This window comes from Acinetobacter halotolerans, assembly GCF_004208515.1.
Lineage (GTDB): Bacteria > Pseudomonadota > Gammaproteobacteria > Pseudomonadales > Moraxellaceae > Acinetobacter > Acinetobacter halotolerans.
The window spans coordinates 12577-38237 of record NZ_SGIM01000019.1 but is presented as its reverse complement, the minus strand read 5'-3'; the positions used below and the strand labels follow the sequence as shown (position 1 = coordinate 38237).

Genomic DNA, 25661 nt, shown 5'->3' with positions numbered 1-25661 from the left:
AAGACAAAGAAGACAAAGAAGACAAAGAAGACAAAGAAGACAAAGAAGACATTAGTCTAAAAAAAGTCACAATTTTATTTGGAGTTCCAATTATTTTATCAATATTTTCCATCACAAATATAATTTACAAGGACAAAATTAGTTTATTTTTCTTAGCAATCCCTATTTCACTTTATTTATTAATGTTATATTTCCTGAATAAAATTATAAAGAAAAGAGATATAAAGGCAAACAGTTTACTTATTCTAACTCAATGGACAGCTGCCAATATAACTTCCTCATTTTGTATAATTTTTCCTATATATTTCCTTCTTTTGACTAGTTCTCAAAGTAAGGGTTCTAACTCCATAGAGGGAATTATAATATTTGTTCTTCTCATTCTACTGTTATTACTAACCAACATTGTAAATATTACTATCTCAAACAAAAAAGATCCAATCAAAAGACTACTCTTGTCCATGTTATTTGGTGCAATTCTATTACTTTATACTTTAATTAGTTTTCAAAAGTTAGATATTATTTTCAACAAAGCTTTGGAAGTATACAAAATAGGTAACTTCGAAATAAATAGTATAGTACTAACAAAGGAGGGCTGTGACATTTTCAATGCTTACGGAATCATCACAACACCTATAAATGATAAATGCAGAGCAGATGAGGGAAAAATTATTTCAAAAGTAGGTACAGAAACTTATCTAGAATTTAATCACAAAAAATTTCCAATTTCCTCTGAAAATATATTATCTTGGATTCCTAAATCCGTAATAAAAGAAAAAAATGAATAAACTAACAACTGACAATACAAAAATGTAAGAAAAGAAGCTCATGAATGAGCTTCTTTTCTATGAAAACTTATTTTACAGATTCCAAAGCTGTTACCAACAACTTCCAGCATTTCTCAACCGTATCTACTTTAACCCGCTCACCGGGCGCATGCGCCCCATGAATATCTGGGCCAAAAGACACCATCTGCAAATCTGGATAATGTTCCGCAATAATGCCACATTCCAAACCCGCATGAATTACTTTCAAATTTGGCTCAATTTCAAATGCGGATTGATAAGCCTGTTGTAAACACTTCAATGCTGCTGAATCTGGACTTGGTGTCCAACCTGATACCAACGGCGTTAACTCAGACTGAATTTCAAAATTGGCAAAGTGCTGTTGGATATTCTGAGCAAATGTTAGCGCTTCCTGATTCACCATCGAACGAACCATAATCAGAGTTTTCGCTTCATCTTTCGTTAGTTTTACCACACCTATGTTATTTGAGGTCTCAACTACATCAGCTAAAGCACTACTCCACTGGGCAATACCATAAGGACAAGTTGCTAATGCTTGTAACCAAGCTTTTTGCTGTTGCAAGATAACAACTTCATTTATCTGATTAGCATTCTGCTGCACGGTGATTTGCAACTGATCATCAATGCCTTGTAATTTGTTTTGCCATTCAGCTTATATCACAGCAACAGCATTTTCTAACTCGGGTAATTGCTCTGCTTTAATTGCAATGGTTGCTACCGCTTCACGAGGGATAGCATTGCGTGCTGTTCCACCGACAAATTCAACCAGTCTGCCATTTGACTGCGATAAATAGTCATTGAGGAAATTGGCTAGAATCACGTTGGCATTACCACGATCAAGATGAATATCAACACCAGAGTGGCCACCTTTTAAGCCTGACACCAACAAATCTACATAAATTAAATCACTAGGTGCTGTTTGATATTGGGTAGGCTGTTGTACTTCAATATCAATACTCCCAGCACAACCAAGATAGAGTTCGCCCCATTCTTCGGTATCAATATTAAATAACCATTGCCCAGTTAAAACACCCGATTCAAGTAAACGAGCACCGCTCATTCCCGCTTCTTCATCAATCGTCAAAAGTACTTCAATCGGTCCATGTACAATATCATCTGATTCTAATACCGCCAACGCCAGTGCAACCCCGATACCATTATCTGCACCCAACGTGGTATTTTCAGCAATCAGCCAGCCATCTTTTAATACAGGTTGAATCGGATCTTTAAAAAAGTCATGTTGCGTACCACGATTTGCCTGAGTCACCATATCTAAATGTCCCTGCAAAATTACACCTGCAACTTGTTCTTTACTAGCTGTGGCAGCTTTACGAATAATCAGATTTCCAATCTCATCAACATACGTTTCCAAGTTGCGCTGTTCCGCCCAATCTTTGAGATGCTGTCGTAATTGTTGTTCATGTTTTGATGGTCGAGGAATCGTGCACAAAGTCTCAAAATGTCGCCAAACCACTTGGGGTGATAATTTAGAAAAATCGACCTGTATCATGCACATATACTCTCAAATAAAGCGTTTAAACAAATATACACCATACACCGAAACGGTCATGACGTTAAATTACTTCATTTAAGATGACATGTTGCAAACTAACTTAGCTTTTCCAAACAAACTGAGAGAAACTATGCTCTGCTTTTAAGCTATTTTCAACTGCTTGCGCAAGCTGACGAATAATACTTTGGGTTTCGATTTTTTCAAACCAAACTTGCTCTTGTTGTGGATTTGCAGAGATCTCGCACAGAATATGACCTTCTGTATCTTGCTGAGAACATAAAATAGAGAGTGGTAATTGATGATTATCAATGCAAACTTCAATTTTTTCATGTTCGTGGCGTATATGCTGAGCATCAAAACCATATTGTTCTAATTGTTTATAAAGTAATGCAGCCACGTATTCTTGCGTGATATAGCATTCATTGGGCGGATGATCAATTACCCCATGTTTAGGGCAATCTGCTATAAATTGCAACTTCTTCATGGTATTCCCTCTATTTTTATGTTTTTAGTTCTGGATCACAGACTAAAACCGACTAGTGCACTAAGAATTATTATATATACAATTGTCTTTAATTGATTAGCTGATTGTCTTAGTTCTCATACTAAATTGATAAATTTCGACCCAAATAGATATGTACATATTGAATCTATTATTTTTTACTTCTGCGAGGATATATGATCAATAGAATTCTTTAATTACATATCACCCAATATGCTTTCCTCATTCATATAAAGATCTAAGATGGCTCTGCGGCACTTCTCTCACTGTGCGCCACCCTAAACAAGCCATACTGAAATCGGATTTCAGATATATGAAACAACAAAAAACCGAGCGTATTTTTCACTCGGTTTCTGCAATATTTACTTATTAAACAACTATTGTTAAAGCCCACGCCAATCCACACGTGCATTACGCTCAGTCGCATAAATGCGTTGTACATATTGTCCAAGCGGCAAATCATTTAAGTCATCATGGTACTGTTTTAGTTCTCCGGTCAGCAGATCAACATCATCACTTTCCAGTTCCCAAGGCGTACCTTTAATCATCAATAAAGGTGCAAGCATTGAACACACAGCAATATCAGCCAAACCAAGGCGATCTCCCACCAAATAGCGCCCTTGATTATCAATTAATCGCTGATTTAAATCAGTGATGAGTTCGGTCATACGAATTTTTGATTGAGCGACTTTTTCAGGGTTTAGCTTGTAATTTGTTGAGACTAAACTTTTTAGAATAGGTTTAGAAATCTTTTCAAATTGACGTAGATAGCCTTGCTCACCCATCATAATTTCAAGGGGATGATCACCCACAGATAGTGCTAGTGCCAATGACCAACGGCGTACATGAATACCGAGTTCTCTCGACAGTTCATCAATTTCTAAAGCCTGCTCACGTAATTGTTCATCACGTCTTAACAAGGCATGTTCAGGATAGGTTGTATCGAGATACAAAGCAATTTGAGTTGAATCAGCAATCCATTGTTTATCGTCTTTCAGCATTGGTAATAAATATTGCCCAGACTTTAAATAAGTGAATGCACGATGAAAGCCTGGAATTAAATTATGTGCCACATAATCCAATTCCTTATGATCTAACAACCAGCGAGCTTTTTCACAATAATGAGATAAAGGAAATTGGTATAAAACCCGCATATATACTCCAAATTTATTTTTCTATTCAATCAAACATAAGCTTTTTCATACTTTAGAAGTAAAATCTAATGAATACAATGTCCTTTTCGCTCTATCTTTTTTTATTTTGGCTAAAATACTTTATATCTATTTCTGGAGAGATTATTCATTTCTTTCATAGAAAAATACTTTTCCGTAGTGATCAATCAAACATCTTTCATGATAAGCAATTGTTTTAATTTAAAATTTAATATCACTTTTTTTGTTATTTTTCTCACAAAAAAAACTTAAGAGTTATTGTGATATATAAACCACAACTGATGGTTTAGTGGAAAAGTAAAATTTTTGTAAAGTCCCTCTTATCTATTAGAGGTGCTCACATGTCCAGTAATCCATCAGTGATCCAAGCTCCAGTACAACTGATTTCAAATGATCAGCAGGCCATCAATGCTGCCTATCAAGTTGCTGACTTTGCATTAGAAGAACGAAATAAAAGAGATCAAGATCGTATTTTACCAACAGAACAAGTTATTCACTTTAGTCAAAAAGGTTTAGGTGGCATTCGTGTACCGCAACAATATGGAGGAGCTTTTGTCTCCAATAAGACTTTGGCCCATGTATTTCGTATTTTAAGTAAAGCGGATGCTAATGTCGGACAAATCCCACAAAACCAATTCGGGCTGTTAAATTTTATTAATATCACCGGTTCAGATGCTCAAAAGCAGTTTATCTATGCTGAAATTCTTGCAGGCAAACGGATTGCCAATGGTGGGCCTGAGAAAAATTCTAAAGATACTAAAGCCATTCAAACCACTTTAACTTTGGAAAATGGTCAATACCTTTTAAACGGGGAAAAATTTTACTCAACAGGAACCAGCTTTGCAGATTGGTTAGCGATTCGAGCACTACATCCAGATGGTCATACCGTACTGGCGATTATTGATCGACATGCAAATGGTATTGAAGTGATTAATGACTGGAATGGCTTTGGTCAACGTACTACAGCCAGTGGAACTGTAAAACTTCACAATGTTGTCGCCGATCCAACCTTATTTTTTGATGAGCGTATTATTGCCGACACCCCAAATGTTCGCGGTGCGTATTCTCAACTATTACAAGTTGCCATTGATGTTGGCATTGCCGAAGCCGCTTTTGATGACACCTTATCCAGCGTGCGTAAAGCTCGACCGATTATTGATGCAGGCATAGAAAAAGCCAGTGAAGAACATTACACCCTACAAGAAGTTGGTAAGCTCAATATCCTGCTCGATGCAGCCATTTTATTACTAGATGATGCCGCTGAATATCTGGATGAGCTTGATCAACTCACCGAGCTTTCTGCTAAGCAAGCCGCTCGTGCCTCAATTCTGATAGCCGAAGCAAAAATCTACGCCAATGATGCAGCCCTGCAAATCTCCGAAAAACTATTTGAACTCGGCGGTAGTCGTGCCAGCCTGAGCCAACATAATCTTGATCAGCATTGGCGCAATGCCCGTGTGCATACCCTACACGATCCTGTGCGTTGGAAATTCCATGCGATTGGCGACTATTACCTCAATGGTACTCACCCTGCCCGCCATGCTTGGATTTAAGGAGAAAATCATCATGACTTCATATCAAGAATTACAAGGTTTCGCCAAAACTAATTTTAAAGCAGCACATATTATTCAAAGCGATGCCGAAGCATTGGAAATTGCCACAAAGCTGAGTCAGCAGTTTAAACAAGCTGCGGTTGAACGTGATGCCAATCGGAACTTACCTTTTACAGAAATCGAAACCTATAGCCAATCAGGCCTATGGGCAATAACGGTACCGAAACAATATGGTGGTGCAGACGTTTCAAGTCTAACCGTTGCTAAAGTGATTGCTTTGTTTAGCGGTGCGGATGGTTCAATTGGTCAGATTCCACAGAATCATTTTTATGCATTGGAAGTGCTGCGTAATACAGGCACGGAACAACAAAAGAAACGTCTCTATCAAGAAGTATTACAAGGTGCTCGTTTTGGTAATGCACTGGCAGAGTTTAAAACCCGCACTTCTGCACATAAACAAACTACCTTAATCCCAAGCGAAAACGGTTATCTGATTCAAGGGGAAAAGTTTTATTGCACAGGCAGTTTGTTTGCGCATCGTATTCCAACCTTAGTGGTGGATGAAACAGGTCGCGAATTTTTGGCTTTTGTACAACGAGACAGTCAAGGTTTAGAACTGATTGATGATTGGTCTGGCTTTGGGCAACGTACCACAGGTAGCGGCACAGTAAAGTTTAATCAGGTTTTGGTTGCCAAAGAGGATGTAATTCCTTTTGACACAGCCTTTAAGCAACTATCTTTAGTGGGTCCATTTGCTCAGATCATGCACGCTGCGATTGAAGTTGGGATTGCGCGTGCAGCGTTTGAAGAAACCCTAGAACGTGTCCGTGTGGCTCGTCCTTGGATTGATGCCAATATTGAATCCGCGACGCAAGACCCATTAACGCTGTCTGAACTCGGTCGCGTGGCAACCGATGTCAAAGCCAGCGAACTTTTACTTAAACAGGCAGCTCGATCAGTCGATGCGGCTAAATATGAACTCAATGCAGAGAGCTTAGCCAAAGCTTCAATTGATGTAGCCAAAGTACGTGCACATAGCACTGAAACGGCTTTGAAAGCATCATCGAAATTGATTGAGTTGGCTGGCAGTCGTGGTAGTCAACGTGCTGATGGTCTTGATCGTCACTGGCGTAATGCGCGTGTACACACCTTACATGATGCTGCACGCTGGAAATATTACTTCATTGGCAATTATGTATTGAATGGCGTTCTGCCACCTCGTCGGGGGACTTTGTAATGAGTCAAACGACTGCTAAAAAAATCTTGTTAAATGCCTTTGATATGAACTGTGTCGGTCATATCAATCATGGCCTATGGACGCATCCGCGTGATCAATCACATCGCTTTAGTGAGTTGAGTTATTGGACTGAACTCGCACAAACTTTAGAACAAGGTTTGTTTGATGGTTTATTCCTCGCGGATATTACGGGCGTTTATGATGTCTATCAAAATGGTATCGATCTGACTCTTAAGGAATCGATTCAATTACCAAGCCACGATCCCTCTACACTGATTTCGGCCATGGCATTGGTCACGCAAAATTTAAGTTTTGGTGTCACGGTCAATCTAAGCTATGAACAGCCTTATCAATTTGCACGGCGTTTTGCCAGTTTAGATCATTTAACCCAAGGTCGTTTGGGTTGGAATATTGTCACGGGTTATCTGGATAGTGCCGAACGTTTGATTGGGCAAAAAGGTTTGAAAGATCATGATGCACGTTATGATCAGGCCGAGGAATTTTTACAACTTTGCTATAAGTATTGGGAAGGTTCTTGGGAAAATGATGCCTTAAAGAAAGATAAACAACAGCGCGTTTTTACTGATCCAAATAAAGTCCACTCGATCAATCATCAAGGGCAATACTACCAAAGCCAAGGTATATTTCAGGTTGCGCCATCTGTACAACGTACGCCAACACTATTCCAAGCAGGTGCTTCACCGAAAGGACTACAGTTTGCCACGCGCCATGCGGAATGTATTTTTATTGGTGGCGATCAACCCGAAAAGATTCGTCAACAAGTCAATAAAATACGACTACAAGCGAGGCAACAAGGCCGTGATGAAGATGCAATTAAAATCTTTGTCGGCATTACTGTTGTGGTTGCTGAAACACATGATCTTGCACAGCAAAAACTGGCTGAATATCGCCAATATGCCAGCCCTGAAGCGGGATTAGCACATTATGCCAGTTCCGTCGGCATCGACCTTGCTAAGTTTGAAGGTGATGAAGCGATTCCCTATCAAAAGAGCAATAGCATTGCTTCCGTTAATGAGAAGTTTAAAGAACAACGTATCAGCAAAAATGACCTGAAAGCACAGCACATGTTGGGTGGACGTTATCCCCTCATTGTTGGTAGTGGTGCTGAAGTTGCAGAATATCTGATTGAGCTGCTCGATCAAACTGGAATTGATGGTTTTAACCTGACTCGTACGGTTGCGCCTGAATCACACCATGATTTTATTCGTCTGGTGATCCCTGAGTTACAGCAACGTAGACGTTATAAAACTGAATATGCCACAGGTTCATTGCGCAATAAGCTTTTTGCTCAAGGTGATCATTTAGCAGCAAGCCATCCTGCCGATCAGTTTCGATGTAGCAAATATAAAAATAGCAACGAATTGAAAATAATTGAAAACCTAAGTGCTTAACTAAATAAAGAATTGGAGAAATATATGGCTCAAACAGCCTCTAAAAAATGGCTTGGTATCGGTCTTGTCGCAGTTATCGTGATTGTTGCCTTATTGATTTTGAATAAACAAAGACAGAATCATAGCAGCGAACTGGTGATTGGGATTAGCCCTTCTTTTGCACATCCACTACAAGCCGCTGCGGATGAAGCAAAACAACAAGGTTTGAATGTCAAACTGGTCGAGTTTTCGGATTGGAATACTCCCAATACCACCTTAAATCACGGTGATATTGATGCGAACTTTTTTCAGCATCAACCATTTTTGGATAATGCGATTAAGGAAACAGGCTTTAAATTAAAATCCTTTGCTGTGGGTGCGGCATCGCATGTTGGACTGTATTCAAAAAAATATAAAAGTTTTGATGAACTTCCGAATGGAGCAACTGTTGCGATTCCCAATGATCCAGTGAATCAAGGTCGTGCACTATTACTATTGCAACAAGCGAAGCTAATTGAACTGAAAGACAGTAACAATCACCTTTCTGCACTCAAGGATATTACCGCAAATCCGAAGAATCTGAAATTTACCGAAGTTGAAGGCCCGCAAACTGCGCGTGCAATTGATGATGTTGATCTCGCTTTTGGCTATCCACATTACTTACGTTTAGCCAAAACGGCTGATCCTGAAAGTGCCTTATTGTTTGATGACAACACCAATAAGCGCTATGCGATTTTATTTGTGGTACGTGATGATTATCAGGACAAAGACCATAAACTACAGAAATTTGTCGAGATTTATCAAAACTCACCAAAAGTTAAAGCTGCCTTGGATAGTGATTTTGGTCCAACGCTCTGGTTTCCTGGCTGGAAATAAGGAGAACAATCATGGTGAGTTTTGGTTCACAAGTTGATTTTTCAGTTCCACATCTGAAAATACGCGGTTTAAATAAGTTTTATGAAGTACAAGGCCAACGCTTACACGCTTTAAAAGACATTAACCTCGATATTCCCAAAGCACAGATTGTTGGCATCATTGGAAAAAGTGGCGCAGGCAAATCCTCCCTGCTGCGTACCTTGAACGGTTTAGAGTCGATTGATACTGGCAGTATTTTGATTCATCAACAAAATATCGCTGAACTGAGTCATGCCGAACTGATCAAAACTCGGCAGAAAATCGGCATGATTTTTCAGCATTTTAATTTAATGTCTGCCAAAACCGTATGGGAAAATGTAGCTTTACCGCTACGTATCGCAGGTTATGCTAAGGCCGAAATTGAGCAACGGGTCAGCGATGTACTGACACTGGTTGGCTTAGAAGCAAAGCGTAATGATTACCCTGCCCAACTTTCTGGTGGGCAAAAACAACGTGTCGGTATCGCGCGTGCCTTGGTTTCTCAGCCTGAAATCCTGCTCTGCGATGAAGCCACCTCAGCACTTGATCCTGAAAGTACTGCCAATATTCTGGCTCTATTAAAACAAATCAACCAAGACTTAGGTTTAACCATTGTCTTGATCACCCATGAAATGCAGGTCATCCAAGAGATTTGCGATCAAGTCATCGTGATTGATCATGGTGAAATTGTTGAAGCTGGGCAAGTCTGGTCGGTATTTTCTAATCCACAACAACCGATTACGCAGGAATTACTCAAGCCAGAACAGCTCAATTTACCTTTTGAATTGAGCCAAACTTTTGATCAGCACACGACGCATCAAATTTTAAAACTGAAATATGTCAGTGAATCTAAATCGGTTCCTGATTTATATGAGTTACTCAACTTCATTAAGCATCCTGTTCAGGTCTATCACAGTCAAATCAATACTATTCAGCAACATACGATAGGTTCACTGATCGTTGGCATACACAACCTGGAATTTGACTTAAATAACCAACCATTAGAAAAACATCATACAATTACGCAACTTGAGGTGATCGGCTATGCACAATCAACTCATTGACCTGTTACTGACAGGCACGACCGATACCTTAGTCATGGTCGCTGTTTCCGCCATTTTTGCTTTTCTGATTGGTCTACCAATTGCCTTAATTTTGGTGAGTACTGCTGATTTTGGGATTTATCCTTCCAAGAAAATTAATCAGCCTTTGGGTTGGGTGATTAATATTACCCGCTCTGTGCCCTTCTTGATTTTAATGGTGGCTTTGATTCCATTTACCCGATGGATTGTCGGCACCAGCTATGGGGTCTTGGCTGCAATTGTGCCTTTGACCATCGCCGCAATCCCGTTCTTTGCTCGTATTGCAGAAGTCAGTCTACGTGAAGTCGATCAAGGTTTGATTGAGGCAGCACAAGCGATGGGCTGTAATCGCAAGCAGATTCTTTGGCATGTGTTACTTCCCGAAGCCTTGCCGGGCATTGTTGCAGGCTTTACCGTGACCATTGTGACCATGATCAGCTCCTCTGCCATTGCAGGTGCGATTGGTGCAGGTGGTTTAGGTGACATCGCCTACCGTTACGGCTACCAACGTTTTGATATGCAAGTGATGCTGGCTGTCATTTTAGTGCTGATTGTTTTGGTGATGTTGGTACAAGTCACAGGCGATCATATTGCCAAAGAACTCGATAAACGCAAAGTTTAAGCACGAAATAAAAAACCGCACTCGCCATGACCTGACTTTGTCATGGCTTTCATGTAAAATCAGCAACAATTTTTAAATAACACATTTGTGAGTGGTTTCATGGGTTTTAATTGCGGTATTGTTGGTCTGCCAAACGTAGGTAAATCTACATTATTTAATGCGTTAACAAAGGCAGCTATTGCTGCTGAAAACTTTCCGTTCTGTACCATTGAGCCCAATACAGGGATCGTTCCTGTACCAGATCCACGCTTAGACAAACTTACAGCAATTGTTAAACCTCAACGTGTTATTCCGACCACAATGGAATTTGTTGATATTGCGGGTCTGGTTGCTGGTGCATCTAAAGGTGAAGGTTTAGGAAACCAATTCCTTGCCAACATCCGTGAGACCGATGCGATTGCACACGTAGTACGTTGTTTTGAAGATGAAAATGTCATTCATGTAAATGGCAAAATTGATCCATTAGATGACATCGCAACCATCAATACTGAACTTGCACTTGCTGACCTTGATACTGTTGCAAAAGCATTGTTACGCTTAACTAAAGCAGCAAAAGGTGGCGACAAAGAAGCCATCGCAACTAAAGCAGCTTTGGAAAAAATCCAACCTTTACTTGACGAAGGTAAACCAGCTCGCGCCGCAGACCTTTCTGATGACGAACGTAAAGCTGTTCGTGGTTTTGGTTTAATGACCCTTAAACCAACCATGTATATTGCAAACGTAGCAGAAGATGGTTTTGAAAATAACCCACATCTTGACGCGGTCAAAAAACTTGCCGCTGAAGAAAATGCGATTGTTGTACCCCTTTGCAATCAGATCGAAGCTGAAATTTCATTACTTGAAGATGAAGATCGCGCTGAATTCTTAGAAGCGATGGGCATGGAAGAACCAGGTTTGAACGTGGTGATTCGTGCAGGTTATAGCTTGCTTGGCTTACAAACATATTTCACTGCTGGCGTACAAGAGGTGCGTGCTTGGACGGTTAAAGTCGGTGCGACTGCACCTCAAGCGGCTGGTGTGATTCACACTGACTTTGAAAAAGGCTTTATCCGTGCTGAATGTGTTGCTTACGATGATTTCATCCAATACAACGGTGAAAGCGGTGCGAAAGAAGCAGGAAAATGGCGCTTAGAAGGTAAAACCTATGTCGTTCAAGACGGTGATGTTCTTCACTTCCGTTTTAACGTCTAAATCAGTTTTTGATTTTCCAAGCCGCTAATAATGACCTTATTAGCGGTTTTTTTGAATCGGTATTTTAAGAAATAATCTGCTGCTTCATATCCATCGCTGCACGTTTCATTTGTGCTTCTTTTAAAATACGTTGATGTAATGACTTGCGGAAGCCGAGTAAGAAGACAAACTCTGCTAACACAAATAAAGGTCCAATTGCTAAACCAACTAAATCATCAACAAATGCAGGTTTTTTCTTCTCAAAATAATGTCCTACGAACTGAAATACCCAACCTACAACAAAAATACCGATACTCACACCTAACCAACTCCACATTGGTAATGCTGCTATTTTGACTGCAAGTGGATATGCTGCAATGAATATAATCAGCATTAGAATTCCAAATAGCTTATCTAATGAAATATAGTAAATCGTACTTAATAAAATCAGTATCGATGCCAAAGTCACTGAAATACCTGAAATTTCAACACCAGCACGTGCGGTTAAACATAGGATTGAAAAAACAATTAAAGGTATCCCTATAAAATGGGTCAAAATATTATTTCGATCTAAATGGTAAGCAGCATATTGACTGAGCAGACGTTCCAAATTTGTCATTATTTATTCCTCTTACAATTGGTTTATGCTGTTAATCTATAAGAAGTATCATCATGAAATTGTCATGTAGCTGACAAATGGATTTATTTTTTTGCAAAGGAAATTTTGTGTTAGAAGCAACTTACATCAAACATTTGCAGCAAAACTCGTGGTTTAATCAACTTTCAGAAGCTTTCCAGCAATTTATTATTCAACATAGCCGAAAATATACGGTAGAAAAAAACGCTGCTGTGTTTAACGCTCAAGATCCTTTTGATGGTGTATATGCTGTACTCGAAGGTTCAATCAGCTTGGGTTATATAGACGTAAATGGTAATGAGGCGATTGCTGCCATTGCTGAACCGATTATGTGGTTTGGTGAAATTTCATTAATCGATAAACAACCGCGTTCACATGATGCAATAGCTCTCAGAAAAAGTGTAATACTACAAATACCTGCTCAACCATTGAATGATATTTTGGCGCAATATCCATACTATTGGTATTACTTTGCCTTGCTCACCAGCCAAAAATTACGCTACGTCTTTTTAGAACAAATCGCAATTCAAACACAAAGTCTCACGCAACGCTTGGCGCAACGTTTACTGTTTATTTTGGAAGGCTATGGCAATCGATCACCTATTCAGGATCTCCATATTCAAATCTCACAAGATCAGCTTGCCAATATGCTGACTGTTTCAAGGCAAACCATAAATCAAGCACTCAACATGTTTGAGAAACAAGGTGTTATTCAACTTGGTTTTAAAAAGATTGAGGTCATTGATCTTGAAAAATTGACCACCTTAGCAAAAGTAGGTGATCTAAAAGAATAAAATCACCTGAGCTAACCAATTCTAAAATATAGAAATAATGTGCTATTAGGCTCAATTATTTCAATACCGATGAATATCATCGGTATTGATACTTTGATTATCGCGAAGGTGGGTCTAAATGAATGCCCATTTTCCCAACACGCTTCTCCCACAACTGTCTTGCTAATTTCTGCATATCCTCGACCTTGTCACCTTCATCAAGAATTTCAATACCAAGTAAGGTTTCTACCACATCTTCTAATGTAACCACCCCTTTGGTATCGCCATACTCTCCAACCACAAGTGCAATATGTTGACGTTGCTCCAGTAAAATTTCCATTAACCGTGACAACGGCGTTTTAGCCATGACAGTAACAATTTCTCTGCGGAATTCATGAATTGGACGCTCACCTTGCCCGTGGTTTTTGGCGACCAATAAGTCTTCTCGCAATACAAAACCGACCACACTATCTAAATCATGATCATAAATTGGCAAACGCGAAAAATTAGAGCTGGTAGGTGTAGACAAAGCCTCATCAACAGTCAAATCTTTTTGTAAAGCAGCGACAACGATTCGTGGTGTCATCACCGTACTTGCATCAAAAGACTTAAATAGAAAAAGGTTTCGGATGATTTTAGATTCACGATCATTCAACATCCCTTCCTCTTTACCAATCCCAGCCATCGCAACAAACTCATCACGACTGAACTGTTGTACTTTTTTCCCACCCGAAATCAGCTTAGTCAGCTTTTCTGAAATAAGAATTAATGGATACATGATTTTGATCAGGAAGTTGACATAAATACCAGTTAAACCAGCAAGTTGACGCCAATAAACCGCGCCCAAAGTTTTTGGAATGATCTCCGATACGAATAAGATCAATAAGGTCATAACCGCGGAGAAAACACCGAACCACACTTGACCAAATACGCTGATTGCTTTGGCACCAGCACCAATCGCACCTACTGTATGCGCTATTGTATTTACAGTCAGAATCGCTGCTAGCGACTGATCGATATTATCTTCTTTTAAACGTCTTAATTGTTCAGCTTTTTTAGGATTGGTTTCACTGAGACCTGCAACATAACTCGGTGTAATACTCAGTAAAGTTGCTTCTGCAATCGAACATAGAAAGGAAAAGAATAATGCTAAAAAAACATATAATATGAGAAGCAGTGCATCCCCACTGAGGGCGGAAGCGAATGAGAATTGACCAACGGTTTCAGAAATTATACTGGGAGTATCCATATGAGAACTTGGCTTTTAACCACAGGTTCCTTACGTAATTGAGGAAATTCATCCTACTTATTCGACTTAAACGAGTCAATCTTTTCAAAGTTTTTTTAAAGATTATTCTTTTACAAGTTATAATTTTATTAAAACTAAGCATCTCAACAACAATGACGAAAAGAATGAGTATTTGAACGGCAGAATAAGATTTTTGTTCTGCCGATACCTAAACTAACAACATATGCGAGCTAGACATTGAGAACGATGCGAAGCTGATAATTGAGCTTATTTTGGTGACGTATTACCTAAAGCAGGATTATCAATCGCATCTTTGCATTGAGCTTTATCACGCTCATAGCTTACTTGCTTTTGAGTAGCGGTATTTGCATTATCTTTCACATCTCTTGCCCAGCTATCTAAACTGGTTAAAGCTTTACGACAGAGCGCATATTTCCCTTCGGTGACTGAGTCTGTCATTTTTACATTGATCCGCCAATCTGTACTCAATTGGCGTAAAGGTTTTCTTACTTTTTCTTCGATATCATCAACTTGTTTATTATACACAATAGAATCAATCTCATTGATGAGTTGCCAAGCCGCGTTTGCATAGCTCGTTGCATCATTGGTCAATTTCGGCGCAGGCTTTATCTCGACTTTTTTTTCAGCGTCGTTATTAGAATTACCACATGCAGACAATAAAAAAGTGCTACATAACATCATTGTCACTGTCGCTACACGAGTTTTAAGATTAGACATATCAAATCGTCAATGAAACATTTGGACTTTATGCTAGTCAATTTGAGCATAATTCTCAATCATTGTTCTAAATATTCCACTTCAGTTATGGATAAAACCCTAAATGTCACAAATAAAAATTTATGCCCTTCGCCAAACTTTAGAGCACTTTAAAATCCAATTATCTGATGCCATTCATCATGCTTTAGTTACCAGTTTAAACTATCCTGTAGAAAAGAAATTTCAGCGTTTTATTGCGTTAGAACCAACAGATTTCATTTATCCGAATGATCGTAGTGACAACTATACGATTATTGAAATTTCAATGTTTGAAGGCCGTACAACTCAGGCAAAGAAACAATTGATTCAAACTATATTTTCCAATATTCACCAACAGTGCGGCATTTCTCCTCAAGATATTGAAATCACAATTTTTGAAACGCCTAAATCGCACTGGGGAATACGGGGACAAAATGCAGATGAATTGCAACTGAATTATCAAGTGAATGTCTAAACAGAGCCATACGGTTTTAAATCATATTTTTGTCTAACAAAAAGCATATTTTTTGTGTCAATTAGCACTTAATTCAACAAAAAGTTCTGCTATGCTTAACCACAAATTACTCAGGATAGGATTATTCGCATGAGCGTCACTCTTGGAACTCCACTTCAATCTTCTGCATTTAAGGTTTTACTGTTAGGTTCTGGAGAGCTAGGTAAAGAAGTCGTAATTTCTTTACAACGCTTAGGTGTCGAAGTCCATGCTGCTGATCGTTATGATCACGCGCCTGCCATGCAAGTTGCACATTTCGCTTATACCTTGAATATGGCTGATCCAACTGAGCTCAAACAATTGATTGAAAAAATCAAACCAAATTTGATTGTTCCAGAAATTGAAGCCATTGCAACTGAAGTTTTAGTTGAAATTGAACAAAATCAAACTGCAACCGTAATTCCTTCTGCCAAAGCCGTTAACCTTACAATGAACCGTGAAGGTATTCGTCGCTTAGCAGCAGAAGAACTCGGTTTGCCAACCTCTGCATATCGATTTGCAAATACATTAGAAAGCTTCCGCGCCGCTTGTGATGATATTGGTTATCCAAACTTTGTAAAACCTGTGATGTCTTCGTCTGGTAAAGGTCAGTCTCGAGTAAAAAGCTTTGATGAAGTCGATGCTGCTTGGGAATATGCGATGCAAGGCGGACGTGTTAACCAAGGTACAGTGATTGTCGAATCGCAAATTGATTTTGATTTTGAAATCACCCTATTAACTGTCCGTGCTAAAAACCCAGAAACAGGTGAAATTGAAACTCACTTCTGTGATCCAATTGGACATCGTCAAGATGCGGGTGACTATGTGGAAAGCTGGCAGCCTCAAGCCATGACTGCGGCTGCATTGCAAGAGTCAAAACGGATTGCCAATAAAGTAACAACCGCTTTAGGTGGCTGTGGTATTTTTGGTGTAGAGTTATTTATTAAAGGCGATAACGTGTGGTTCAGTGAAGTCTCACCTCGCCCACATGACACTGGACTCGTCACTTTAGCATCACAGTTTCAAAATGAATTTGAGCTGCATGCACGTGCAATTTTAGGTTTACCTGTAAATACGGCTCGTCATAGCATTGCTGCAAGTGCGGTGATTTATGCAGGCGTAGATTCAAACAATCTAAGCTTTACTGGCTTAAATCTTGCTTTAGCTAATCCAGATACTGACTTACGCTTATTTGCTAAACCAGAGGGTTTTAAACGTCGCCGTATGGGTGTTGTCACTGCTCGTGCAGAAAGTACAGATTTGGCGCGTGAACTCGCACAACAAGCAGCTGACCATGTGAGCGTAAAAACAAACGTTTAAACTTCCCTTGCATTGCAACAATCACAACTCGCCCTCTTGTATAAAGAGGGACTTTGATAGAAGACCATTTTCATGATCAATACTTCTCCATTGTTGAACTACGTCACCAGTCATCATGATATTCAAGCCATTAATCAATGGCGAAAAGATGTAGAGAAGCAATTACAAGAGAGCTATGAAAATGGTCAATCTATTCGTGACGTTATTAAAGCCCGTTCTAACTCGATTGATGAAGCACTGATATTTCTATGGAATCATGCAGGTCTCGATCAAACTGAATTAGGTTTATTTGCTGTCGGTGGGTATGGCCGCCGTGAAATGCTACCCTATTCAGACACGGACATTATGATCTTGTCAGATGATGAGATCAGTGAAGAACAAGAAAAACTAATTTCTACTTTTATTTCCTCGTTGTGGGATGTTGGTAATTTTAAACCGGGCATCAGCGTTCGCACTATTCAAAACTGTGTAGAACAAGCAACCAATGACCTAACCGTCGCAACCACGCTGATCGAAGCCCGTTTGATTACTGGAAATGAACATCTGGCAAAATGGCCACGTCGTATTGTTGCGCAAACCTGGACAGATCAAACTTTCTATGATGCCAAAATGGCAGAGCAAGCCAAACGCTATGCTCAGCATAACAATACTGAAAGTAATTTAGAACCTGATATTAAAAATGCACCGGGTGGTATTCGTGATATTAACCAAATTGGTTGGATTGCAAAACGCCACTTTCGTGTCAATCGTATTTATGACCTTGTTCATTTAGGCTTTATTACAGAGTTTGAGTTGGGTGTATTAGAAGAAGCTGAAAGCTTTTTATGGGAAATTCGCAACCATCTACACCGATTAGCAAAGCGTGACGAAAACCGTTTATTGTTCGATCATCAACGTGAAATTGCTGCAAAATTTGGCTACGTTCGTGAAGAAGGACAGTCGGTAAATTTTGGCGTTGAACAATTTATGAAGCGTTATTATCGTACCGCTCAACAGGTTTCCACGTTGAATGAAATGCTACTCGCATATTTCAACGAATCCGTCATTACCCCACGCTTAACTGAATATGAACGTCAAATTATAGACATCAATGATCGCTTTAAAATCGTTGATGGCAAACTTGCGGTACAACATCATAAAGTTTTTTCCGAAGCACCAAGCGCAATTTTAGAATTATTCTATTTACTAGCAAATCGTCCTGAAATCACAGGCATTCGTGCGCGCACTTTACGCCTACTCGTCCTTGCAGCGAAACGGATTGATCAGCGTTTTAGAGACGATCCTGAACATCAAGCGCTCTTTATGTCGATTATTCGTTCGCCTAATCGTTTATACGAAACAATGGTGGCAATGAAGCGTTATGGCGTTTTAGGTAACTACATTCCTGCATTTGGACAAATTACAGGTTTGATGCAATACGACTTATTCCACATTTATACGGTTGATGCACACACCTTATTATTGCTTCGTAATTTGAGTCGTTTTAAAGAACCAGAATTTGCCAAAGATTTTCCTGTTGTAAGCTCAGTTTTCCAACGGATTTCTAGACACGATATTGTCTACTTAGCTGCGATCTTCCATGATATTGCCAAAGGTCGTGGTGGTGATCACAGTGAGTTGGGAGCGATTGATGCAATTAAGTTCTGTCGTACACATGGCTTTACTGAGCGTGAATGCAAACTGGTTGCATGGTTGATTAACAACCACCTCCTAATGTCTCTCACCGCACAGAAAAAAGATATTTCCGATCCTGACGAAGTAAAGGAATTTGCTGAAAAAGTCGGAGATATGGAGCATCTAGATTATCTCTATACTTTAACGGTTGCCGATATCAATGCGACCAATCCAAACTTATGGAACACTTGGCGTGCCTCTCTAATGCGTCAACTTTATACTTACTCACGTGATGTAGTTCGTTCTGGATTAGGACGTCCAGTTGATTATCAAATGCTCATTGAAGACACCAAATTTGCTGCTAGCGAGTTGCTTGTAAATGACTTTTCATTGGCTGAAGTTGAGAAAGTCTGGCAAGAGCTTGGGGATGACTATTTCGTTAAAGAGTCAGCAAATGAAATTGCATGGCACACACAGGCGATTCTACAGCATGGTGATAATCCTGAACCGTTAGTACTTTTACGCGCACATCGGAATGCTGCTGAAGATGCGGTTCAACTCTTTATTTATACACGAGATCAACCAAATCTGTTTGCGACGACAGTTGCGGTATTAGATAGAATGAATCTTGATGTTCAAGATGCACGAATTATCACGGCAAGTACCGCATTTAGTTTGGACACATATTTGGTACTTGATCGTTTTGGTACTTTACTGACCGACCCTGAACGTGAACATAAAGTGAAAACCGCTTTGGTAGAAGCACTCAGTCACTCTGACCAATATCCGGGCATTATGCAGCGTCGTATTCCGCGTCATTTACGGCATTTTGATATACAAAATACTGTGGATATTGTGCTTAACCCGACTTTGCAACAACATATGGTCGAGATTTCAACCCTCGACCAACCGGGTTTACTGGCTCGAATTGGCGCGCTATTTATGCTACAAGGTCTAGACATTCATTCTGCTAAAATCGCGACACTAGGCGAACGTGCCGAAGATATTTTCTTCGTCACCAAGAAAAATGGTGTGTTGTTGACAGATGAAGAAGTGAAGGCTTTTGCGGAAATGCTCAAAGCCGCTTTGGATGAAGCATCAAATCAAATTTGTAATCCATCTTAATTTTAATTTCAATCAATAATTGGGCGTATACATACGCCCCTACATTTGGTAACTGTTTAAATGAACTCAAGCTTGTCATTATTGCATCCCTATCCTTTTGAAAAGTTAACGCAACTTTTTAAAGATGTGCAACCTGCCAATTTACCATTGATTCCTCTTTCAATTGGTGAACCTAAACACCCTGCACCTGAGTTTGTTAAACAAGCCATTATTGATAATTTTTCACATTTATCGACTTATCCAAACAGTAAAGGCTTACCTGAACTGCGCCAAAGTATTGCACAATGGCTAACTCAACGGTTTAAGTTGAATCAAATCAGTGCGGACGATCATATCCTGCCAGTTTCAGGGACGCGTGAAGGCATCTTCTCTTTTGTCCAAGCATTGATTAAACGTGAAGATGCACCATATATCGTGATGCCAAATCCATTTTATCAGATTTATGAAGGTGCAGCGTTACTCTCAGGTGCAAAGCCTTATTTTATCAATTGCACAGAAGAAAATGGATATTTGGGCGATTTTGATGCCGTACCTGCCGAAGTATGGGAAAAAACAGCATTATTATTTGTTTGCACACCGGGTAACCCAACAGGTGCTGTACTGTCTAAACAACAATTTAAAAAGTTGATTGCACTTTCAGATCAATACAATTTCGTAATCGCCTCTGATGAATGTTATTCAGAACTTTGGTTTGATCAAGCGCCAATCGGTCTTTTAGAAGTTTGCGCGGAGATGGGACGAGATGATTATAAAAACTGTATCGTGTTCCATTCACTTTCAAAACGTTCTAACTTGCCGGGCATGCGCTCAGGTTTTGTTGCAGGTGATGCAGCATTACTTAAACCCTATTTGCAATACCGTACTTATCACGGCGCAGCAATGCCTGTGCAACATCAACTGGCATCTATCTCGGCTTGGAACGATGAAGCACATGTCGAAGAGAACCGTCAACAATACCGTGCCAAATTTGATTTATTCCAATCTGAATTAGGGCATTTATTGCCATTAAAAAAACCAGATGCAGGCTTCTATTATTGGTTAAAAGTGGATAATGATGAAACTTTTGCCAAATTGCTGATGGAAAAAGCGCACATCAAAGTTCTACCGGGTCGTTACTTATCTCGTGATACCGAACAAGGCAATCCGGGCGAAGGTCATGTTCGAATGGCGTTGGTTGCCGATTTAGCCCAATGTGAAGAAGTGGTTAAACGCTTGAAAGCCATTCTTTAAAACAAAGTCCCTGAATATTACTCAGTTAAATTCAGGGACTTTTATACCAAAAAGTTTGCAAATGTATCCTAAAAATCAATCGTTCCTGTTGATCAATCACTAAAATCTTGGTCTATACTTAGCCATCGATATTTGGTGAACGATGGAAAAATGGTTTCTCAAACTCCTCAGAAAATAAATAAAAAAATTTGGTTCGTTTTAGCAATCGTGATCGTACTGGTGATTATTTTAATCATCGTTCGGCAAATAGGCATTGCTAAAAAGCCAACGGACACAGACAAGAAAAAAGCAGAATCAACTGAACAAAAAGCAGCGCTCACTGTTACAGTCGTGCAGCCTGAACAGCAGAACTGGAAACAAACCTTCACTGCAAATGGCAATGTTGCTGCTTGGCAAGAAGTCGTGATTGGTAGCGAATTATCTGGTCAACGGCTCACCAAAGTAAATGTCAATGTCGGGGATAAGGTAAAGCGTGGACAAGTCCTTGCAGAAATTAATAGCGATACCATTCGAGCTGATTTAGCCTCGGCAAAAGCCAATTATGCAGAAGCGCAAGCCGTACTCACCGACGCCATCACCAATTATAAGCGTATTCAACAACTCAAAAACACTGGGGCTATTTCTGCTCAGGAATCCACACAATATCAAACATCACAGGCCACCGCACAAGCTCGACTTGATGCCGCTAGAGCTCAGATACAAACCAATCAATTGCGCTTAGCACAGACTCAAGTGATTGCACCAGATAATGGGGTGATTTCCACACGAAGTGCCACAGTCGGCTCCTTGGCACAAACGGGACAAGAGTTATTTCGTCTCATCCGAGATCACCGCTTAGAATGGCGTGCTGAAGTCACCACAACTGACTTATATAAATTAAAGCAAGGTATGACTGCTCGTATTCTTTCACCTGATCCAACTCAACCTGCGATCACAGGCAAAGTTCGAATGATTGCCCCTGTGATCGACCCACAAACACGTTATGGTTTAGTCTACGTTGATTTACCACCGACCGAAGCCGTTCGTATGGGAATGTTTGTCAAAGGTGAATTTGATTTAGGTGAAAAGTCTGCCCTCACCATTCCACAAATGGCATTGTTATTACGTGATGGCTTTGCTTATGTTTTTATCGTCGATAAAAACAACCGCGTAACACAACAAAAGGTGACTGTCGGACGCCGCTTAGGCAGTCGTGTAGAAATCTTAGACTTAGCAGCAAATGTGAAGGTCGTTTCTTCAGGTACTGGTTTCTTAGCAGATGGTGATTTAGTTCATATTGCCAAAGATATTCCAGACACGCCACTTAGCAAACAACTTGTGACGACACAGGAGCATTAAAATGAATGTTTCTGCTTGGTCCATCCGCAACCCTATTCCAAGTATTCTGTTATTCATTATGCTTGGCTTGGCAGGTCTTTTATGCTTTCACTGGATGAAAATCCAGCAGTTCCCAGATATTGAATTGCCCATGGTGACGGTGACTGCAGCTTTACCAGGGGCAGCACCACCACAACTTGAAACTGAAGTGGCTCGTAAAATAGAAAACTCGATTGCAACTTTACAAGGTTTAAGAAATCAATATACCAACATTCAAGATGGTGTAGTGAACGTTACTGCAGAGTTTGAGCTGGAGAAACCACTTCAAGAAGCGGTGGATGATGTTCGCAATGCGGTGTCACAGGTTCGCTCAGACTTACCAGCTGATTTAAGAGATCCAATTGTCAGCAAAATCAATCTGTCTGGTTCTCCGATCTTAACTTATGCGATTCAATCCCCAAAAATGGATGAGGAAGCACTGTCATGGTTTGTTGACTATGATATTGCTCGCGCTATGCTTCAAGTCAAAGGTGTCGGTGCCGTATCTCGTGTCGGTGGCGTCACACGTCAAATTGATGTCGAACTAGACCCTGAAAAACTATTGGCGCTCAATGCAACGGCGACAGACGTTACCCGACAGCTACGCTTAATCCAACAAGATGCCTCAGGTGGCGAAACTAAAATTGGCGGTAGTGAACAATCTATTCGTACGATTGCCACTGTAAAAACAGCGGCTGAAATTGGTGCGATGAATATCGCATTGAGTGATGGTCGGCATATCCGCCTAGATCAAGTCGCAACAATCAGTGATGGAATAGCCGAGCGACGTTCTGCTGCCCTTTTAAATGGACAACCTGTTATTGGATTTGAAATCACTCGGAGTAAAGGTGCCAGTGAGGTTGATGTTGAAAAGGGTGTGATCATTGCTTTGGATAAACTCAAAGCTGCTCACCCCGACCTTGAAATCACTGAGGCTTTTAACTTTGTTAAGCCCGTTGAAGATAATTACAAAGGTTCAATGTCTCTGTTATATGAAGGTGCAATTTTAGCGGTACTTGTGGTCTGGTTATTTCTACGGGATTGGCGTGCAACCATCATTGCTGCAACAGCTCTCCCCCTCTCTATTTTACCCGCCATCATTGGCATGTATTACCTTGGTTTCACTCTCAACATCGTCACGCTACTCGCTATGTCTTTGGTGGTAGGGATATTGGTGGATGATGCGATTGTCGAAATTGAGAATATTATTCGGCATTTGAGGATGGGGAAAACCCCGTATGAAGCCGCCATGGAGGCTGCGGATGAAATTGGTCTTGCGGTTATCGCGACAACCTTTACCTTAATTGCGGTGTTTTTACCGACCGCATTTATGAGTGGTATCGCAGGTAAGTTCTTCGTTCAGTTTGGCTGGACGGCATCCCTCGCGATTTTTGCCTCACTTTTGGTTGCGCGTTTACTTACCCCGATGATGGCAGCTTATATTCTTAAACCATGGATTGGGAAAATAGACCATCCATTGCCGACCTCATCAATGGAAGATCAAGGTCAAAGAGGTTTGGCCAAAGATCGTGAAAATGATGGTCGCGTCATGCGTATATATATGCGCTTAGTAACGTGGTGCTTAAATCATCGCTGGGTCACGCTATTTGGTGCAATCGTATTTTTTATTGGCTCGCTCATGCTCATTCCATTGCTCCCAACAGGTTTCGTCCCTCCTCCTGATACAGGCCAAACACAAGTGCGTGTGGAATTAACACCAGGTTCACAATTTTCTGATACTTTAAAAACAGCAGAATATGCTCGCAACCTGATTAAAGACCATCCTGAAGTTAAAAGTGTTTACACCACTATTGGGGGCGGTGCAGCTGGTACAGATCCATTTGCAGGTGGTGCTTCCAGCGAACCTCGTAAAGCAACACTCACCATTCAAACCACTGAGCGCTCTGATCGATCTGCAAGTTTGCAACAAATTGAGGATGAAATCAGACAACGTCTTGCCCCTCTCCCTGGTGCACGGATCCAAGTCGGTATCGCTGGAAACAACAGTCAATATCAACTGGCACTGTCTGGCGATGATCCTGAAGTTTTGATGGCAACTGCACGTAAACTTGAGCGTGAATTACGAACGATTCCAAATATTGGCAGTGTCACTTCAAGCGCCGCGTTGATTCGCCCTGAATTGGTTGTTCGCCCCGACTTCGCCAAAGCAGCGGATCTTGGTATCACCAGTTATGATATTGCTGAAACGCTAAGAATCGCGACCGCTGGCGACTTTGACCAGAACTTGGCCAAGTTGAATTTGTCGCAGCGCCAAATACCGATTGTAATTAAACTTCCGTTGTCGGCACGTCAAGATGAAGCACTCATTAAACGCCTCATCATCAAAGGAAATCAAGGCCCAGTCATGCTCGGTAGCATTGCTGATGTAAATATTGAAAGTGGCCCTTCACAGATCGACCGATTCAATCGTATGCGTAATATCAACCTGAATATTGAACTCAACAATCAGCCTTTAGGTGATGTGACTGCACAAGTTGATCAATTACCGACTATGAAAAACTTACCGCCTAGCGTAACACGTACCAATATCGGTGATGCTGAAGTGATGCAGGAGCTATTTTCAAGTTTCGGTTTAGCTATGCTTACAGGTGTACTGTGTATTTATGTGGTGCTGGTGCTTTTATTCAAAGATTTCTTACAACCGATTACCATCTTAGTGGCATTACCTTTATCACTGGGTGGCGCATTCGTTTTACTTCTTTTAGCGAAAAGTAGTTTCTCTATGCCAAGTTTAATTGGTTTGATTATGCTGATGGGGATTGCGAGTAAGAACTCGATTCTCTTAGTCGATTACGCGATTATTGCGCGCAATGAAAAAGGCTACTCTCGTTTTAATGCTTTGTTGGATGCATGTCATAAACGTGCACGTCCGATTATCATGACAACGTTAGCAATGGGCGCTGGTATGTTGCCGATTGCGTTGGGTATCGGAACAGATCCAAGTTTCCGCTCACCAATGGCAATTTCAGTGATTGGTGGGTTAATTACCAGTACCTTCTTGTCGTTATTGGTCATCCCAGTGGTCTATACCTTTATTGATGATATCAATCGCAAGCTGCACAGCTTTAGGAAATCCCAACCCGTGGCAACAAAGTCACCTCACTAATGTAAAAAGACGGTCAAATGACCGTCTTTTTTATCTCTCTTT

The 25661-nt window shown here is 40.4% G+C and carries 20 protein-coding genes and 1 pseudogene; 15 read left to right on the top strand and 6 right to left on the bottom strand.

Annotation, left to right across the window (positions count from 1 at the left end):
* Positions 1-785 (top strand): hypothetical protein (locus tag EXE30_RS15945; protein WP_165382424.1); only part of this gene is annotated, 785 nt, incomplete at its 5' end.
* Positions 786-852: 67 nt separating this feature from the next.
* Here EXE30_RS15945 and EXE30_RS15450 read toward each other — a convergent pair.
* The 3 genes and pseudogenes from EXE30_RS15450 to EXE30_RS15440 form a co-directional block, all read right to left on the bottom strand.
* A pseudogene (locus EXE30_RS15450) lies at positions 853-2313 on the bottom strand (aminoacyl-histidine dipeptidase).
* Between the two features lie 103 nt (positions 2314-2416).
* Positions 2417-2800, bottom strand: a complete 384-nt coding sequence (locus EXE30_RS15445; protein ID WP_130163172.1) for a hypothetical protein — start codon at positions 2798-2800, stop codon at positions 2417-2419.
* 401 nt (positions 2801-3201) lie between these two features.
* On the bottom strand, positions 3202-3972 hold the full coding sequence (locus EXE30_RS15440) for a glutathione S-transferase family protein (RefSeq protein WP_130163171.1): 771 nt from the start codon (positions 3970-3972) through the stop codon (positions 3202-3204).
* Positions 3973-4331: 359 nt separating this feature from the next.
* Between EXE30_RS15440 and EXE30_RS15435 the strand changes: the two genes are divergently transcribed.
* The 7 genes from EXE30_RS15435 to ychF all read left to right on the top strand — a co-directional run bounded on the left by EXE30_RS15435 (position 4332) and on the right by ychF (position 11960).
* Positions 4332-5543 carry an SfnB family sulfur acquisition oxidoreductase gene (locus EXE30_RS15435; protein WP_130163170.1) on the top strand — a complete coding sequence of 404 codons (1212 nt, stop codon included), beginning with the start codon at positions 4332-4334 and terminating at the stop codon, positions 5541-5543.
* 13 nt (positions 5544-5556) lie between these two features.
* The gene (locus EXE30_RS15430) at positions 5557-6780 is read left to right on the top strand and encodes an SfnB family sulfur acquisition oxidoreductase (protein ID WP_130163169.1); all 1224 of its coding nucleotides are present in this window, start codon (positions 5557-5559) and stop codon (positions 6778-6780) included.
* Positions 6780-8192: an LLM class flavin-dependent oxidoreductase gene (locus EXE30_RS15425; RefSeq protein ID WP_130163168.1), complete on the top strand. Its 1413-nt coding sequence runs from the start codon at positions 6780-6782 to the stop codon at positions 8190-8192. The genes EXE30_RS15430 and EXE30_RS15425 overlap by 1 nt, the downstream gene beginning before the upstream one ends.
* Before the next feature lie 24 nt (positions 8193-8216).
* On the top strand, positions 8217-9047 hold the full coding sequence (locus EXE30_RS15420) for a MetQ/NlpA family ABC transporter substrate-binding protein (protein WP_130163167.1): 831 nt from the start codon (positions 8217-8219) through the stop codon (positions 9045-9047).
* An 11-nt stretch (positions 9048-9058) separates the two neighbouring features.
* Complete coding sequence (locus EXE30_RS15415; protein WP_130163166.1) at positions 9059-10129, top strand: methionine ABC transporter ATP-binding protein; 1071 nt, start codon at positions 9059-9061, stop codon at positions 10127-10129.
* Entirely contained in the window at positions 10110-10769 is a 660-nt protein-coding gene (locus EXE30_RS15410) for a methionine ABC transporter permease (protein ID WP_130163165.1), read from the top strand. The genes EXE30_RS15415 and EXE30_RS15410 overlap by 20 nt, the downstream gene beginning before the upstream one ends.
* 99 nt (positions 10770-10868) lie before the next feature.
* Positions 10869-11960, top strand: a complete 1092-nt coding sequence (ychF, locus tag EXE30_RS15405) for a redox-regulated ATPase YchF (protein WP_130163164.1) — start codon at positions 10869-10871, stop codon at positions 11958-11960.
* Positions 11961-12024: 64 nt separating this feature from the next.
* On the opposite strand, the gene EXE30_RS15400 is transcribed toward ychF, so the two are convergent.
* On the bottom strand, positions 12025-12558 hold the full coding sequence (locus EXE30_RS15400) for an Mpo1 family 2-hydroxy fatty acid dioxygenase (RefSeq protein ID WP_130163163.1): 534 nt from the start codon (positions 12556-12558) through the stop codon (positions 12025-12027).
* 107 nt (positions 12559-12665) lie between these two features.
* On the opposite strand from EXE30_RS15400, the gene EXE30_RS15395 reads away from it, so the two are divergent.
* On the top strand, positions 12666-13370 hold the full coding sequence (locus EXE30_RS15395) for a Crp/Fnr family transcriptional regulator (protein WP_130163162.1): 705 nt from the start codon (positions 12666-12668) through the stop codon (positions 13368-13370).
* Between the two features lie 97 nt (positions 13371-13467).
* Here the strand turns inward: EXE30_RS15395 and EXE30_RS15390 are convergent, their stop codons facing one another.
* Together EXE30_RS15390 and EXE30_RS15385 are read right to left on the bottom strand one after the other, a co-directional pair.
* Complete coding sequence (locus EXE30_RS15390; protein WP_130163161.1) at positions 13468-14598, bottom strand: CNNM domain-containing protein; 1131 nt, start codon at positions 14596-14598, stop codon at positions 13468-13470.
* Positions 14599-14865: 267 nt separating this feature from the next.
* On the bottom strand, positions 14866-15336 hold the full coding sequence (locus tag EXE30_RS15385) for a hypothetical protein (protein ID WP_130163160.1): 471 nt from the start codon (positions 15334-15336) through the stop codon (positions 14866-14868).
* Positions 15337-15439: 103 nt separating this feature from the next.
* Between EXE30_RS15385 and EXE30_RS15380 the strand changes: the two genes are divergently transcribed.
* The 6 genes from EXE30_RS15380 to EXE30_RS15355 all read left to right on the top strand — a co-directional run bounded on the left by EXE30_RS15380 (position 15440) and on the right by EXE30_RS15355 (position 25619).
* The gene (locus EXE30_RS15380; protein ID WP_130163159.1) at positions 15440-15829 is read left to right on the top strand and encodes a tautomerase family protein; all 390 of its coding nucleotides are present in this window, start codon (positions 15440-15442) and stop codon (positions 15827-15829) included.
* 120 nt (positions 15830-15949) lie between these two features.
* The gene (gene purT / locus EXE30_RS15375) at positions 15950-17167 is read left to right on the top strand and encodes a formate-dependent phosphoribosylglycinamide formyltransferase (RefSeq protein WP_171457390.1); all 1218 of its coding nucleotides are present in this window, start codon (positions 15950-15952) and stop codon (positions 17165-17167) included.
* Between the two features lie 72 nt (positions 17168-17239).
* Positions 17240-19906: a [protein-PII] uridylyltransferase gene (glnD, locus tag EXE30_RS15370; RefSeq protein WP_130163157.1), complete on the top strand. Its 2667-nt coding sequence runs from the start codon at positions 17240-17242 to the stop codon at positions 19904-19906.
* A gap of 60 nt (positions 19907-19966) precedes the next feature.
* Positions 19967-21136, top strand: coding sequence for a succinyldiaminopimelate transaminase (gene dapC, locus EXE30_RS15365; RefSeq protein ID WP_130163156.1), 1170 nt, complete (start codon positions 19967-19969; stop codon positions 21134-21136).
* A 150-nt stretch (positions 21137-21286) separates the two neighbouring features.
* Positions 21287-22474, top strand: coding sequence for an efflux RND transporter periplasmic adaptor subunit (locus EXE30_RS15360; RefSeq protein WP_130163155.1), 1188 nt, complete (start codon positions 21287-21289; stop codon positions 22472-22474).
* A gap of 1 nt (position 22475) precedes the next feature.
* Complete coding sequence (locus EXE30_RS15355) at positions 22476-25619, top strand: efflux RND transporter permease subunit (protein WP_130163154.1); 3144 nt, start codon at positions 22476-22478, stop codon at positions 25617-25619.
* The last annotated feature ends 42 nt before the right edge of the window (positions 25620-25661 follow it).